We start from the raw sequence: 14,832 nt of genomic DNA on the forward strand, positions 1-14,832 counted from the left end.
ATCGCGGTGTCTGTCAGGCCGCCTTCGCGGGCAAGCCCGCTCCCACAGGATTCGCGCAATACCTGTAGAAGCGGGCTTGCCCGCGAAGAGGCCTTCACAGACGCTAGAGAATCAACCCGCCAGCAACCACACCCCGGTCGCCGCCGATGCCGCACCCGCCAGTCGAACCAGCGGTGCTGCGGCCCGCGGCAACACCCGCACCAGCGCATAACCTGCTGCATGCAACGCTGCTGTGGCCGCTACGAAACCAGCGGCATAGGTCCACGGACTGGACATGTCCGGCAGTTCCAGCCCATGGGCGACCCCATGAAACAGCGCAAACAACGCCGTCGCACCCACCGCCATCACCAACGGCGGACGCACTGCTAACGCCACCGCCAGGCCTAACGCCAGTACCGATGCGGCAATCGCGCTTTCCAGTGCTGGCAGGTTGAGCCCTTCAAAACCCAGTATCCCGCCGATCAACAGGGTGCCGACAAAGGTACACGGCAGCACCCAGCGTGCGGCACCTTGTTGCTGTGCGGCCCACAGACCGACCGCGAGCATCGCCAGCAAGTGATCGAGACCGCCAAGCGGATGGCTGATGCCGGCGATCAAGCCGTTGTCGCCGTGCCCCGGATGGGCGAAGGCCAGGGCCGGAGTCAGCAACAGAGTCAGAGCGCCGAGAATGCGTTTGAGTGTCATGGATAAGCTTCCTTGTTGAAGTCGTGATCAGGCCGCGTTCAGCAAACCCTGGCGTTCGATGAAGGCGATGATCTGTTCCAGACCCTGGCCGGTTTTCTGATTGCTGAAAACGAACGGCTTACCATTGCGCATGCGCTGGGTGTCGGTGTTCATCATCTCCAGCGAGGCACCGACCAGCGGCGCGAGGTCGATCTTGTTGATCACCAGCAGGTCGGATTTGCAGATCCCTGGTCCACCCTTGCGCGGCAGCTTGTCGCCGGCCGAGACGTCGATCACGTAGATCGTCAGGTCGGACAGTTCCGGGCTGAAAGTCGCGGAAAGGTTGTCGCCCCCGGACTCCACGAGAATCAGGTCCAGCCCCGGAAAGCGGCGATTGAGTTGATCCACGGCTTCGAGGTTGATCGAGGCGTCTTCGCGGATGGCCGTGTGCGGGCAGCCGCCGGTTTCCACGCCAATGATGCGTTCCGGCGCCAGGGCTTCGTTGCGCACCAGAAAGTCGGCGTCTTCGCGGGTGTAGATGTCGTTGGTCACCACGGCCAGGTTGTAGCGCTCGCGCAGGGCCAGGCACAGGGCCAGGGTCAGGGCGGTTTTGCCGGAGCCGACCGGGCCGCCGATACCGACACGCAGGGGTTGTGTGTTCATGTGACTCTCCAAAATAAAAGGCCCTAGGAACGGAACAGACGACTGTATTGGCGTTCATGGGCCATGCACGCCAGGGACAGGCCGAAAGCGGCGCTGCCGTAATGAGCGGGATCGACTTGAGCGGCGTTCTGCTGGGCTTGTTGAAGTAGCGGCAACAAGTCGCTGGTCAGGCGCTGGGCGGCTTGCTGACCCAATGGCAAGGTCTTCATCAATACTGCCAACTGGTTTTCCAGCCAGCTCCACAGCCATGCGGCCAATGCATCCTGCGGGCTGATCTGCCAGGCTCGCGCGGCCAAGGCCCAACCCAGGGCCAGATGGGGCTCGCTGCGTTGTTCAAGGAAGGCACGGGCTCGCTCGTCAAGCTCCGGCAAGCCATTGAGCAATTGCTGCAACGAGTAGCCCATCTGCCGGCTCTCCTGATGCAGCTCGCGGGTTTCGCGACTGGCGCGGTGTTCCTCGCAGCGTTGCAGCAATTCGTCCCAGTTTCCCTCGCTGGCGGCCACGCAATGGGCGAGCAACAGCGGTGCTTCGAAACGCGCAAGGTTCAGCAGCAACTGATCACTGATCCAGCGTCGCGCACTGTCGGGGTCGTGAACCCGGCCGTTGTCCACCGCCATTTCCAGCCCTTGAGAGTAGCTGTAGCCGCCAATCGGCAATTGCGGACTGGCCAGGCGCAACAGCGCCCAGGCCGGGTTCATGGGCGGACGCCGAACTGGTGCAGTTTCGGTGCGTAGTTGAAGTTTTCATCGCCGTGGCGCGAATGATGATGGCCGCCGCCGTAGGCGCCATGTTCCGGCTGGAACGGCGCCTCGATGTTCTCGGCATGGGCGCCGAGTTGTTCGAGCATGGCCTTGAGCACGTAATCGTCGAGCAGGCGCAACCAGCCGTCGCCGACTTGCAGGGCGACATGGCGATTGCCCAGGTGATAGGCCGCGCGGGTCAATTCGAAGGCATTGGCGCAGGTGACGTGGAGCAATTGTTCGGGGCGGGCGCAGACACGCACGATCCGCCCGTCTTCGGCTTGCAGGCATTCGCCGTCATGCAACGGTGGCTGGCCGCGCTGCAAAAACAACCCGACGTCTTCGCCCTCGGCACTGAAACAGCGCAAACGGCTTTTGCTGCGGGCTTCGAACGTCAGGTGTAGTTCAGCGGCCCAAACGGGTTGAAGGTCGATTCTGCGATGAATCACCAGCATCGGAAGGCTTCCAGCAATGGACAATGCTCAGGCTAGAGCAAGGGGCTTGCCAATCGGGGGAAGGCGTAGGAAATGGCTGTCGGAAGTGTGGGGCGCACTTGTGTGGGTTGAGTAATCGGGTGAAGTTGGTGCGCTGTTTCCGATTTACGCACCAAGATGATGCGACGCGTTTCAGTGTGGGCGCGAGCTCGCGATGGCGGTGGAACTGTCACATAGAGAGTGGATGTCATGCCCTCATCGCGAGCAAGCTCGCTCCCACAGGGATTTCATCCACAGAAAGTTACTCGGTGCTGCCAAGCCCTTGCCAGTGCTTGAGTCCGATAAAGACAAACCGCAGTTGCTGGGTGATTTTTGCCTGGGGTGTCAGGTGCTCGGGCAAGGCTTCGGCGGGCGGGTCGATAATGTCCGGCAGGGTGGCGAACACGCTTTTGACAATCAGGTCCGCCATGACACTCAGGTCGGCGATGTCCAGATGCTGCAGCTTCGGCATCAGTGACAAGTCCGCCGCCAGGTCCGAACTGATGTCTTCACGCAGGCGGCCGATGGCCTGGCGCACCGGCAGCGAACCGCCGTATTGCTCGCGGGCGAGAAACAGGAACTGCGAACGGTTGGCGCTGACCACGTCGAGAAAGATCCGCACCGAGGCATCGATGATGCCGCCCATCACGAATTCGTTGTGTCGTACCAGGCGAATGGTTTCGCGGAAGGTCTGGCCGACCTCGCTGACCAGCACCAGGCCCAGTTCATTCATATCGGCAAAATGGCGGTAGAAACCGGTGGGCACGATACCGGCGGTTTTCGCCACTTCACGCAGGCTCAGGCTGCCGAATCCTCGGCCGCCATCCATCAGATGCCGGGCAGCATCCATCAGAGCGTTACGGGTTTGTTGTTTCTGTTCGGCGCGAGGCAGCATCGCAAGAGTGTTTTCTGGACAGGGACGCGGCGCACTCTAGCAAATCGGCTTTGCCGGCGTCGAACGACTGTGGAGGGATCGAGCAGGGAAGTGTGGCATCTATCAAGCGGACCGCTGAAAAGTCAAAAGCCCAATCCGGGGATTGGGCTTTTTTTCAGGACGGCCATGGGGCTTAGCTCGCGGCGCTGTTGCGTTCGATCACACGGTCACCACCGCCTTCGGCGAGGGTTTGACCTTGTGGGGTGCGATCCGAACCGCCTTCAGCGAGGGTTTGGCCTTGAGGAGTGCGATCCGAACCCCCTTCAGCGAGGGTTTGACCTTGAGGAGTGCGATCCGAACCGCCTTCAGCGAGAGTTTGGCCTTGTGGGGTGCGGTCCGAGCCATCCTGAGTGATCAGGCCTTTTTCTTTCAGGCGATCATTACCGCCTTCGGCGACGGTCTGGCTGAACACCGAGTGGTTTTGTTTCACTTGTGGCGTGGCCTGATCAGCGGCTGGCAGGGCAAAGGCAGTGCTGGCCAGCATCGAGAGGGTAAGGCTAAGCAGTAATTGGCGTTTCATGATTGTTTTGCTCCTTGGGAGGGCGAAAAAGTGGGTACGAGAACAATGCTACTCTCGATAAGTCGATATGAAAGTTCATAAACGCAATGGTAATAATCAATGGAATTGATTGTTTGCTGCGAAGGCTCTAGGCCGGACGTTTCCTGCGATCTACCTGGCGCCGATTTGGGTATTTTCGACTCACTAGAGACATGCAAAAGTGCGGGGTAGGTAACGCTGATTGACTATATGGTCACGGTGTGACTGGTCGGAATCTGTCTACCGATTAAACCTGCCGGATTTTTATCAGTCCTAGACTTCATGGCGAGCCGCTTGCGGCTCACCGTTTCACATGTGCGTCGCAGTCGGGGCGCCCGGTCGTATCAGGAGCCCTGTGCAATGACGCGCACTCAAAAGACATTTGTCTGGACCCTTTCCTCTTTCCTTACCTTGTTGGCGGTGCTGGTACTGATCATCGTGTTCTTCGATTGGAACCGGATCAAACCGCCGCTCAACGCGAAAGTTTCCGAAGAGCTGCACCGCACTTTTGCCATCAACGGCAACCTGTCCGTGGTCTGGCGGCCCGAACCCGATGAAAGCGGCTGGTGCGCCTGGGTGCCGTGGCCCCACGTAGTGGCCGAGGACCTCAGCCTGGGCAACCCGGACTGGTCGAGGCAACCGCAGATGGTCACCCTCAAGCGAGTAGAACTGCGTATTTCACCCTTGGCAATGCTGGCGCAGCGGGTGGTGATCCCGCGTATCGACCTCACCGAGCCGAATGCCGAGCTGCAACGCCTGGCTGACGGGCGCGCCAACTGGAGCTTCCAGTTCGATCCCAAGGACCCGAACGCCGAGCCTTCCAGTTGGGTGGTGGATATCGGCGCGATCGGTTTCGACAAGGGCCACGTCACCCTCGACGACCAGAGCCTGAAGACTCAACTCGATGTGCTGATCGACCCCTTGGGCAAACCGGTTCCGTTCAGCGATATCGTTGGCGACAAAGCGGCGAAAACCGCACAGGAAAAGGGCTCGTCGCCCCAGGATTATGCGTTCGGCCTCAAGGTCAACGGCCAGTATCACGGCCAGAAACTCGCGGGCCAGGGCAAGATCGGCGGGTTGTTGGCGCTGCAGGACGCGACACGGCCGTTTCCGCTTCAGGCTCAGGTGAAGATCGCCGACTCCAGCGTCGAATTGGCCGGCACCCTGACCGATCCGCTGAATCTCGGCGCCCTGGACCTGCGTCTGAAACTGGCCGGTACCAGTCTGGGCAACCTCTACCCGCTGACCGGCGTGATCCTGCCGGACACGCCACCCTATGCTACCGACGGCCACCTGATTGCCAGGTTGCACGAGGCCGGTGGCGCGGTGTTCCGCTACGAGGAATTCAACGGCAAGATCGGCGAAAGCGACATCCATGGCAATCTGACCTACGTGGCCAGACAGCCACGGCCAAAACTCAGCGGCTCGCTGTTGTCCAATCAATTGCTGTTCGCTGACCTGGCACCGCTGATTGGTGCCGACTCCAACGCCGAACAGAAGGCCCGAGGCGGTGACAGCAAACAACCGGCCGATAAAGTGCTGCCGGTCGAAGAGTTCAAGACCGATCGCTGGCGCGATATGGACGCCGATGTCGAGTTCACCGGCAAGCGCATCGTGCACAGCGAAAAACTGCCGTTCAATGACCTCTATACCCATCTGCTGCTCACCGATGGTGTGCTCAGCCTCGAGCCGCTGCGCTTCGGCGTGGCCGGGGGCAAGCTGGATGCGCAGATTCGCCTGAACGGCCACACCGATCCACTGGAAGGCCGGGCCAGGCTCACGGCGCGGGGCTTCAAGCTCAAGCAGTTGTTCCCTGGTTTTGAACCGATGAAAACCAGTTTCGGTGAGCTCAACGGCGATGCTGATATCAGCGGGCGTGGCAATTCGGTGGCCAAACTGTTGGGCAGTGCCAATGGCAATCTGAAAATGCTGATCAACGATGGCGCCATCAGTCGCGAATTGATGGAGCTGGCGGGCCTGAATGTCGGCAACTATGTGGTGGGCAAGATCTTTGGCGACAAGGAAGTGAAGATCAACTGCGCAGCCGCCGATTTTGGCATCCAGTCCGGCCTGGCGAGTACCCGCTTGTTTGTATTCGACACCGAGAACGCCATCGTCTACATCGACGGCACCGCGAACATGACGACTGAACAGCTGGACCTGACCATCACCCCGCAATCCAAGGGGTGGCGCCTGATTTCATTGCGTTCGCCGCTGTATGTGCGCGGCAAGTTCATCAAGCCCGATGCCGGGGTCAAGGCCGTGCCGTTGATGCTGCGTGGAGCCGGGATGGTGGCGCTGGGCGTGATCGCCGCACCGGCGGCAGGTTTGCTGGCGCTGGTGGCACCGAGTGGGGGGGAGCCGAACCAGTGCGCGCCATTGCTGGAGCAGATGAAGGCGGGCAAGGCGCCCAAGACCGTCAATAACTGAAGGTTGCCGGTGAGCAGTGTTCAAGCGCCCCGATTCAGGGCGCTTGAACGGCCTGCGAGGCTTGAATTTTCATCTCAAGTCGGTAGGCGCATGGATTTGCAATAGCTCCGTTTCCATCCTGTTACCCAGTTTCTTGAGGACGTCATCCCTTACGCGATTGTATTGGCGTCCATCCAACACGCTACTCATTAGCCAAATGTTGGTCTTGTGTTCGTTGGTGCTGTTAAAAACCGGCTGCTCGAGAATATCTATAGTAATCTCTTGGTCTGTTTTGAACGCCACTTGCAGGGTTACCACGGTTTTATCGTTGCGAATAATCGTCAGCAGAACAGCCGTTGAAACCAACGTATCCGGAGTGGTGTTGGTCACCGTAGCGTTTTGCTGAAGTTTTTCGACGATTGTCCTGGCCGCTGGCGAATCACTCTGGAGATTGACCAGTTGAACCAACGCATTAGCCAGCGCTTGCCGCTCATTTTGTGGCAGGGCACTCCCGGCGCTTTGTTCGACAATATTCAAAAGACTACTGTTTTCAAACTCGAGTTGCTGGGTCTCCCTGCTATTGACAGTCCAGGCAATTTTTTGAACGGTATCTATATAAGTGGGCCAGGAAACTTCACGGGTTTTGCTTTTTTGTGCTGCCACCAGCTCGCCTAACAGGCTGGACGCTAGAATATCTTTTTTAAAGCTGTCCGTATGTGAGCCGCAAAAAATCGTTATGTTGCCATTGATCAACCAAGTATCAATTGCTGTTTTTTTCATGTTTTTACCTATGCGCAGGTGGGCGCAAGAAATTGTTTAAATCGGCGCGCTATGGCCGATTTAAACAAGTCGGTCGCTGTTAGAAGTCAGGCAGGTCTTCAATGAACTTCTTGCCGCTGTCGCTGAATTTCCTGTACAGATCACCACGCAGGCCGGAAAAAACTTTATTGTCCAGGTAAGTGCGCACAGCGCCCGTTTTTATCGTGGTGGACTGGCGGGTCGACTTCCAGAACAGGATGCCGCGGGTGCTTTCCCTTGCATCCAGGGAGATGCAGTTGAGGACCATGTTCGCTTGCCCGTTCTTATCAAGCCAGACGGGTGCGATATCGAATTTTGCCTGAGTGCCCAGCTTAGTGTTGCGGTCAAAAATCTGAATGGCACCGGGATTTTTCTGCACCTCCTCAATGGCCTTTTTCGCAACATTAGCCAGCACTTGAGCGGCATTGGCGCCAATCAGTCCTGCTGCCACTTCCAGGGCCACCTGATCCATCGTCAGGCCAACTCGCTTGATTGTGACTTCCTGGATGTTCCTGTTTTGAGTCACCCAGCCCAGTTTGCTCAGACCATCGACATAGTAGCGATACCATTCGAAAAGTTGTGCATCTGCGGGGAAAAGTTTGGTGGCCGCGTTTTGCATGACCAGTTTGCACAAGTTGACGTCGTCGATGATTTCCTGTGAAACACCCGGCAGGAAGGCATCGATGGTGTCAGGCATGGCACTGGCGGTTGGTTTGTTAATGTCGTGCTCAGGCTTTTCGGAAAATTCAGCCGGTGAAAATAACGAGCGCTGCGCGATGACTGGCAAGGTTGGCAGGGAATCAATAAATTCGAGTCGTTGTTCAAGTAGCATGAAAGTAATCCTTTACTTGTTGATGTGAACAGCCGGTTGGCTGTGGCTGTTAGAATAAGTTCATTCGTTTTAATGTCTAGCTGGGGTTTGTAACTTCAGGTTTTATTTGTATTTGGTGTTTGTGGTTTTTTAATTCATGGCAGGAAGCTTAAGTTGTCGTTCAACTTGAAAGTACTTGAGCGGGTGTCGAAGCCCGATCAGCGCACAGCATGCCCGGACAACAAGGCCTCTTCACGCAGCCACGCAAAAAACGCCCGAACCGGTGGATGTCGCTCACGCCCCGGCACACACAGTGCGCTGTAGCCGGCGCCATCGACCTGGATTTCCCCCCGGTACGGCAACAACAGACCACTGGCCACGCTTTGCGACACCAGAATATTGCTCGCCAGCACCAGGCCTTGGCCGGCAATCGCCGCTTGCAGGGCGTAATGCTCTTCGTCGTATTCGCGCACGGCGGGCCGGCCGCTCAACCAGGTTTCGCCGGATCGCGCGCACCAGGCCTCCCAACCGTGGGCATAGAGTCTGGAGTTGTGCCAACGCACACTGATCAGCGTAGGTGTGCGACTCGACGCCAGGGTCACTTGTTCGGGCGACCCATAGACGCCGAAGGATTCGTCGAACAGGCACAAACCGTACAGGTTGGGGTAATCATCAAGGCTATAGCGCAGCACCAGATCGACACTGGCGTCCTGATGCAGGTCGATGACTTCGCAGTGGGTATCCAGGCGCACATTGATGTTCGGGTGCCGAGCGTAGAAGCGTCCCAACCGTGGCACCAGCCACAGGGCGGCGAAGGCGGCGGTTGTGGAGACCGTCAGGCTGGCGCCGCTGCGTTGCGGGCGCAAGGTGTCGACGCTTTGAGCCACCTCCAGAAAAGCCCCGTGCAGGCTGTGGAACAGCCGTTCGCCGCATTCGGTCAGGCGCACCTGACGTGGCAGGCGTTCGAACAGCGGCACACCGAGCCAGGTCTCCAGAGAGCGGATCTGATGGGACACCGCCGTCGGGGTGACTGACAGTTCTTCGGCGGCAGCCTTGAAGCTCAACAGGCGTGAGGCGGATTCGAAGGCGCGCAGGGCGGTCAACGGCAAAGAGGCAAACATTCAACACTCCATGGATGAAATTAATTCATCCAGATTGATTTCTGCTCATTTGAACGAGGACGGTGGCGAGTTTCAAACTGCACGCCACAAGCCGTTTCAGTTTAGCCCTGAGGAGAGACAGATGAGTAGAATTCTTGCTGTTCACGCCAGCCCCCGTGGTGACCGCTCGCACTCCCGCCGTTTGGCCGAAGTGTTTCTGTCGGCCTGGCAGGCCCGCCATCCACACTCACAGTTGACCCGGCGCGAAGTCGGTCGGGCGCTGATTCCGCCGGTCAACGAGGCATTCGTGGCCGCCGCGTTTTACCCCGAACCCGACGCTCGGCCGCTGTCGATGCAGGCTGACCTGGCGCTCAGCGACGAATTGGTTGGCGAACTGCTTGGCCACGATGTGTTGCTGATATCCACGCCGATGCACAACTTCAGCGTACCCAGCGGCCTTAAGGCCTGGATCGATCAGATCGTGCGCGTCGGGGTGACCTTCGATCACACCCTGGACAATGGCGTGGCTCAATACCAACCCTTGGTGCAGGGCAAAAAAGCCCTGATCGTCACGAGCCGTGGCGGCTTCGGTTTTGGCCCGGGCGGCGAACTGGAGGCCATGAACCATGCCGACACGCTACTGCGCACGGTGCTCGGATTCATCGGCATCACGGACATCACCGTGGTGGCTGTCGAGGGCGAAGAGTCCGCCGAGCGCACCTTCGAAATCTCTGCCGCCGAGGCTGAGCAGCGCTTGTTGGCGCTGGCCGGGGAGTTCTAGATGGCCTGGCTGTTTCTGCTGGTCGCCGCCGGGTTCGAAGTCACTTTCGCCATGGGCATGAAGTACGCCGAGGGCTTCACCCGGCCCTGGCCTTCGCTGATCACGGTGGCAGCCGCTGTGGGCGGGATCTACTTCCTGACCCTGGCCATGCGCGAGTTGCCGGTGAGCATTGCGTACCCGATCTGGACCGCCTTCGGTTCGCTGGGCACGGTATTTCTCGGCTTCGCGTTGCTGGGCGAAAGCCTGACCGTGATCAAGCTGGTCTCGGTCGGGCTGATCGTGGCGGGCGTGGCGGGGTTGAAGTAGGGCGGATGACATAGACTTGTCATCTTCGCTGGCGATGCTTGGCGGATGTCTTGCATCCCGCCTTGCGTCACCACCCGACCATCAGGATGTCCGCCCATGTCGCAAGGTTCTGCCCCGCGCTACCCGTTGGTGCTGGTCCCGGGAATGCTCGGGTTCATCCGCCTGGTGCTTTATCCCTATTGGTACGGGATCGTCGCGGCGTTGCGCCGTGGTGGTGCCGTGGTGTTCGCGGTGCAGGTCTCGCCGCTCAACTCGAACGAAGTGCGCGGCGAGCAACTGCTTGTGCGTATCGACGAAATTCTGCGGGAAACCGGGGCCGCCAAGGTCAACCTGATCGGCCATAGCCAGGGTTCGCTGAGCGCCCGTTATGCAGCGGCCAAACGCCCGGACCTGGTGGCATCGGTGACCTCGGTGGCGGGGCCGAACCACGGCTCGGAGCTCGCCGATTACCTGCATGAGCATTATCCCCATGACAGTGTCCGTGGTCGTTTGCTGTGTTTTTTGCTGCGGATGGTCGGTGCGTTGATAGCTTTGCTGGATACCGGTTACCGCGGGCCGAAGCTGCCGGTGGATATCCGTGCATCCCATCACTCCCTCACTACCGCTGGCGTGGCGCTGTTCAACCAGTGTTATCCACAGGGCTTGCCTGAAACCTGGGGCGGTCACGGTGCCGAGGAGGTCAACGGCGTGCGCTATTACTCCTGGTCCGGCACCTTGCAACCGGGCATTACCGATCGCGGGGGCAATCTGCTGGATGGCACCAACCGCAGTTGCCGGTTGTTCGCCAAAACCTTCATCCGCGAAGCCGGGCATTGCGACGGCATGGTCGGGCGCTATAGCTCGCACCTGGGGACGGTGATTGGCGACGAATATCCGCTGGATCACTTCGATATCGTCAACCAGTCGCTGGGGCTGGTGGGCAAGGGGGCCGAACCGATCCGGTTGTTTGTCGAGCATGCGGCGCGGCTGAATGCGGCCGGGCTGTAGACCGCCCTGTGGCGAGGGAGCTTGCTCCCGTTCGACCGCGCAGCGGTCGCAAACCGATCATTGAGTCTTGGGTGAATGAATAGGGGCTGCTGCGCAGCCCAACGGGACGGTGCGGCGATCCGACAAGCTCCCTCGCCACAAAAAACTAGGTGCGCCCCAACACCGTCGTCCAGCGCTCGGAAACAATCACCCCACCCAAGGTCAGCACCCCGCCCACCAGGTGATATATCGCCAGCTGTTCGTGCAGCACCACCGCCGCAATCAATGCGGTAATCAACGGCAGCAAATTGAAAAACTGCGTGGTCCGGCTCGGCCCTAAACGTACCACGGCCTGCATCCACGCCAGCGGCGCGACCATCGAAGCCAGCAGGCAGGCGTACAGCACCAGTGGAATGTTTTGCAGGGTCGGGCCGACTTTCGGTGAAGCGAGGAACAGCGGGAACAGCACCACCACGGCCACCAGCACCTGCAGGTACAAGAGCACCAGTGGCGGCAGTTTCAGCTGCCATTTTTTCAACAGGGTGCTGTAGACCGCGTAGGCCAGGGTGGCGATCAGCATCATCGCGTCGCCCAGGTTGACCCCGTGTTCCAGCAATGCGCCAAGGCTGCCGGACGACACCACCACCAGGACACCGGCGAATGACAGCACCGCACCGGCCAGGGCCCCCATGGTCAGGCGCTGGCCGAGGCTGATGATCGCCATGGCGAGCGACATCAGTGGCATCAGCGACAGGATGATGCCCATGTTGGTGGCCGAGGTCAGGCCCGCGGCGAAGTACGCCAGGCTTTGATAAACAGCCATGCCCAGTACACCGAGGACAAAGATCTTGCCCAATTTCGGGCGGATCAGCGGCCAATGGGCGAGCACCGGTTTGAGCATGAAGGGCGTGAACAGCAACCCGGCCAGCAGCCAGCGGTAGAAACCGATCTCGGCGGGGAAGATCGCCCCGGCCGACATTTTGGTGATCACGGTGTTGCCGGCCCAGATAAGAATGGCCAGCAGGGGGTAAGCGTATTGCATCGGGAAAAGCCAGAACGTTAATGAGGGGCAATTATCCGCTTGTCTGGATGCAAGCCTATACTTCAATCCAGACAACCGGCCCTTGATGACGGACAGCATGAGCAGTAAACACATCGACCTGCTGGATTTCAGCGAACTGCCGTCGGCGGTGTACTTCCGCTATGCCGATTTCGACGCCCACGAATACGCCGCGCCCCACCGGCATCCCTGGGGAACGCTGGAATACGCCGCCCACGGCGTGCTGCACATGGACGTCGAGGGCAACCGCTTCATGTCGCCGCCGCAATACGCGGTGTGGGTGCCGCCACAGATCGAGCACAGTTTCTACAGTCGCCAACCGGTCAACTACCGCGCGGTGTGCCTGGCCCCCAAGGTGTGCGCCGATCTGCCGCCGCGAGCCTGCACCCTTGCCATCAGCGACATTCTCAAGGCGATCCTCAAGGACTTCGCCGCCCGTGACGTGAAAATTCCCGAGCAGGCTGCGGACCAGCGTCTGGCCCAAGTCCTGGTGGACCAACTGCAACAGGCACCGGTGCACGAGTGCTACCTGCCCTACGCCAGCAGCCCGGGACTGCTGGGGATTCTGGAGTCATTGCAGGCCGATCCGGGGGATAACCGACCGCTGTCGGAATGGGCCGCACGCATTCATGTCAGCGAGCGCACCCTGGCACGGCAGTTCGTGCGGGAACTGGGCATGAGTTTCGGCGAGTGGCGCCAGCGCCTGCGTTTTCTGGCAGCGATCGAAGCGCTGGATAGCCCGCGCAGCATTCAGGAGATCGCCTTCGACATGGGCTACAGCACCGGTTCGGCGTTTATCGCGATGTTCCAGCGTCAGGCCGGTTGTACGCCGGAGCAGTATCGACGCAGCCATGTGGAGAGCAGGAAGGTGTAACAGGGGTTGTCTACACTCCAGTACAAGGCCGCGCTCCTCGGCGCGGCGACAAGGAGAAAACTTCATGACGATATTGCGTGTTCCTTTGTTGATGATCAGTTTGCTGCTCTGCTCCCAGGGCTTCGCCGCCAACACAGCCCAACAGGAGAAGATGACCACCTGCAACGCCGACGCCACTGCGAAGAGCCTCAAAGGCGACGAGCGCAAAGCCTTCATGAGCACTTGCCTGAAGGCCGCACCGGCGGCAAACGATGCCGGCAAGGCCTTGACGCCGCAGCAAGAGAAAATGAAAACCTGCAACGCCGACGCCGCCACCAAGGCTCTCAAGGGTGACGAGCGCAAGGCGTTCATGAGTGATTGCCTGAAGAAAAAATAAGATCGGCTCAAGGACAGTCGTGGCTGTGCTGGCCCCATCGCGAGCAAGCTCGCTCCCACATTTGTCCGGCGTACTCAGTTCCACTCTGGGAGCGAGCTTGCTCGCGATGGGGCCGCAGAAGGCGCTGCAAAAAATCCTGAACCACCACTAAGGTCGACCCACACAATCCCTAGTGCTCGCACTCGATCGCTGGCAGACTGCCAATCCTTTTTACGCCGTTCGTTTTTGAGGCTGTATGCCAACGTTTTCTCAGCGTCAAGTTTTGCTGGTCATCAGCTGGGTCATCATTTTTGGCGGGCTGCTGCTGGTCATCCCGCTGCGATTGCTGCCCAGCCTGCTCGCCGGGTTGCTGGTATTCGAGCTGGTCAACATGCTCACCCCGCAACTGCAACGGTTGATCGAAGGCCGGCGCGCGCGCTGGTTGGCGGTGGCGTTGCTGGGGACTCTGATTGTCAGCGTGCTGACGCTGATCTTTGCCGGCGCCATCAGCTTTCTGCTGCACGAAGCGGAAAACCCTGGCGCTTCCCTCGACAAGTTCATGGGTGTGGTCGATCGCGCACGCGGGCAACTGCCGCCGTTCATCGACGCTTATCTGCCAGCCAGTGCCGCGGAGTTTCGTGTGGCGATTGGCGAGTGGGTGAGCAAGCACCTCAGTGATTTGCAACTGGTGGGCAAGGACGCGGCACACATGTTCGTGACGCTGCTGATCGGCATGGTGCTCGGCGCGATCATCGCCTTGCAGCGCGTTCCGGACCTGACCAAGCGCAAACCATTGGCCGCCGCATTGTTCGAACGTCTGCACCTGCTGGTCCAGGCGTTTCGCAACATCGTGTTCGCCCAGATCAAGATTTCCCTGCTCAACACCGTCTTCACCGGGATTTTCCTGGCGGTGATCCTGCCGCTGTTCGGCATCAAGCTGCCACTGACCAAAACCCTGATCGTGCTGACGTTCCTGCTCGGCCTTCTGCCGGTGATCGGCAACCTGATGTCGAACACCCTGATCACCATCGTCGGCCTGTCGCTATCGATCTGGGTTGCCGTGGCGGCACTGGGTTATCTGATTTTTATCCACAAGCTCGAATACTTCCTCAACGCGCGCATCGTCGGCGGGCAGATCAGTGCCAAGTCGTGGGAGTTGCTGCTGGCGATGCTGGTGTTCGAGGCCGCGTTCGGCCTGCCGGGAGTGGTGGCGGGGCCGATTTACTACGCGTATCTGAAGAGTGAGTTGAAGCAGGTGGGGATGGTTTGATCCGAAAGATGCAGGCTCTGGTCTGACGCTTTCGCTGGCAAGCCAGCTCCTACAAGGGCGACGCAATCCTGTAGGAGCTGGCTTGCCAGCG

Annotated in this window: 17 protein-coding genes; 7 read left to right on the top strand and 10 right to left on the bottom strand. The window is 59.5% G+C overall.

The genetic code is table 11. From position 1 onward, the window contains the following. Positions 1-111 precede the first annotated feature (111 nt). The 6 genes from KGA81_RS10560 to KGA81_RS10585 form a co-directional block, all read right to left on the bottom strand. Positions 112-684 (bottom strand): HupE/UreJ family protein, encoded by a 573-nt coding sequence (locus KGA81_RS10560; RefSeq protein WP_223545743.1) that lies wholly within the window; start codon positions 682-684, stop codon positions 112-114. Between the two features lie 27 nt (positions 685-711). Next, a complete protein-coding gene (ureG, locus tag KGA81_RS10565; protein ID WP_223545744.1) occupies positions 712-1,326 on the bottom strand; it encodes an urease accessory protein UreG in 615 nt (204 codons plus the stop codon). A 23-nt stretch (positions 1,327-1,349) separates the two neighbouring features. Next, a complete protein-coding gene (locus tag KGA81_RS10570; RefSeq protein ID WP_223545745.1) occupies positions 1,350-2,024 on the bottom strand; it encodes an urease accessory protein UreF in 675 nt (224 codons plus the stop codon). Beyond that, a complete protein-coding gene (ureE, locus tag KGA81_RS10575) occupies positions 2,021-2,521 on the bottom strand; it encodes an urease accessory protein UreE (protein WP_223545746.1) in 501 nt (166 codons plus the stop codon). The genes KGA81_RS10570 and ureE overlap by 4 nt, the downstream gene beginning before the upstream one ends. Positions 2,522-2,801: 280 nt before the next feature. Next, on the bottom strand, positions 2,802-3,434 hold the full coding sequence (locus KGA81_RS10580) for a TetR family transcriptional regulator (protein ID WP_223545747.1): 633 nt from the start codon (positions 3,432-3,434) through the stop codon (positions 2,802-2,804). Positions 3,435-3,606: 172 nt separating this feature from the next. Continuing rightward, the gene (locus KGA81_RS10585) at positions 3,607-3,993 is read right to left on the bottom strand and encodes a hypothetical protein (RefSeq protein ID WP_223545748.1); all 387 of its coding nucleotides are present in this window, start codon (positions 3,991-3,993) and stop codon (positions 3,607-3,609) included. 378 nt (positions 3,994-4,371) lie between these two features. Between KGA81_RS10585 and KGA81_RS10590 the strand changes: the two genes are divergently transcribed. Further along, positions 4,372-6,441 (top strand): AsmA family protein, encoded by a 2,070-nt coding sequence (locus tag KGA81_RS10590; protein ID WP_223545749.1) that lies wholly within the window; start codon positions 4,372-4,374, stop codon positions 6,439-6,441. A gap of 69 nt (positions 6,442-6,510) precedes the next feature. On the opposite strand, the gene KGA81_RS10595 is transcribed toward KGA81_RS10590, so the two are convergent. From KGA81_RS10595 to KGA81_RS10605, 3 genes are all read right to left on the bottom strand, one after another. After that, complete coding sequence (locus tag KGA81_RS10595) at positions 6,511-7,200, bottom strand: hypothetical protein (RefSeq protein WP_223545750.1); 690 nt, start codon at positions 7,198-7,200, stop codon at positions 6,511-6,513. A 79-nt stretch (positions 7,201-7,279) separates the two neighbouring features. Continuing rightward, entirely contained in the window at positions 7,280-8,050 is a 771-nt protein-coding gene (locus tag KGA81_RS10600; protein WP_223545751.1) for a hypothetical protein, read from the bottom strand. A gap of 197 nt (positions 8,051-8,247) precedes the next feature. Continuing rightward, positions 8,248-9,150, bottom strand: a complete 903-nt coding sequence (locus KGA81_RS10605) for a LysR substrate-binding domain-containing protein (protein WP_223545752.1) — start codon at positions 9,148-9,150, stop codon at positions 8,248-8,250. A 121-nt stretch (positions 9,151-9,271) separates the two neighbouring features. Here KGA81_RS10605 and KGA81_RS10610 point away from each other — a divergent pair, with 121 nt between their 5' ends. The 3 genes from KGA81_RS10610 (at position 9,272) to KGA81_RS10620 (ending at position 11,203) form a co-directional block, all read left to right on the top strand. Then, positions 9,272-9,910 carry an FMN-dependent NADH-azoreductase gene (locus KGA81_RS10610; RefSeq protein WP_223545753.1) on the top strand — a complete coding sequence of 213 codons (639 nt, stop codon included), beginning with the start codon at positions 9,272-9,274 and terminating at the stop codon, positions 9,908-9,910. Then, positions 9,911-10,216, top strand: a complete 306-nt coding sequence (locus KGA81_RS10615; RefSeq protein WP_223545754.1) for a DMT family transporter — start codon at positions 9,911-9,913, stop codon at positions 10,214-10,216. It abuts the gene before it with no gap. 96 nt (positions 10,217-10,312) lie between these two features. Beyond that, entirely contained in the window at positions 10,313-11,203 is an 891-nt protein-coding gene (locus KGA81_RS10620; RefSeq protein WP_223545755.1) for an esterase/lipase family protein, read from the top strand. A gap of 145 nt (positions 11,204-11,348) precedes the next feature. On the opposite strand, the gene KGA81_RS10625 is transcribed toward KGA81_RS10620, so the two are convergent. Beyond that, on the bottom strand, positions 11,349-12,224 hold the full coding sequence (locus tag KGA81_RS10625; RefSeq protein ID WP_223545756.1) for a DMT family transporter: 876 nt from the start codon (positions 12,222-12,224) through the stop codon (positions 11,349-11,351). Positions 12,225-12,321: 97 nt separating this feature from the next. On the opposite strand from KGA81_RS10625, the gene KGA81_RS10630 reads away from it, so the two are divergent. The 3 genes from KGA81_RS10630 (at position 12,322) to KGA81_RS10640 (ending at position 14,741) form a co-directional block, all read left to right on the top strand. Then, positions 12,322-13,116 (top strand): AraC family transcriptional regulator, encoded by a 795-nt coding sequence (locus tag KGA81_RS10630; RefSeq protein WP_223545757.1) that lies wholly within the window; start codon positions 12,322-12,324, stop codon positions 13,114-13,116. 64 nt (positions 13,117-13,180) lie between these two features. Then, complete coding sequence (locus tag KGA81_RS10635) at positions 13,181-13,492, top strand: PsiF family protein (RefSeq protein WP_223545758.1); 312 nt, start codon at positions 13,181-13,183, stop codon at positions 13,490-13,492. A 235-nt stretch (positions 13,493-13,727) separates the two neighbouring features. Then, entirely contained in the window at positions 13,728-14,741 is a 1,014-nt protein-coding gene (locus KGA81_RS10640) for an AI-2E family transporter (protein WP_223463633.1), read from the top strand. Positions 14,742-14,832: the final 91 nt, after the last annotated feature.

This window comes from Pseudomonas sp. A-B-19 (genome assembly GCF_019947515.1).
Taxonomy (GTDB): Bacteria; Pseudomonadota; Gammaproteobacteria; order Pseudomonadales; family Pseudomonadaceae; genus Aquipseudomonas.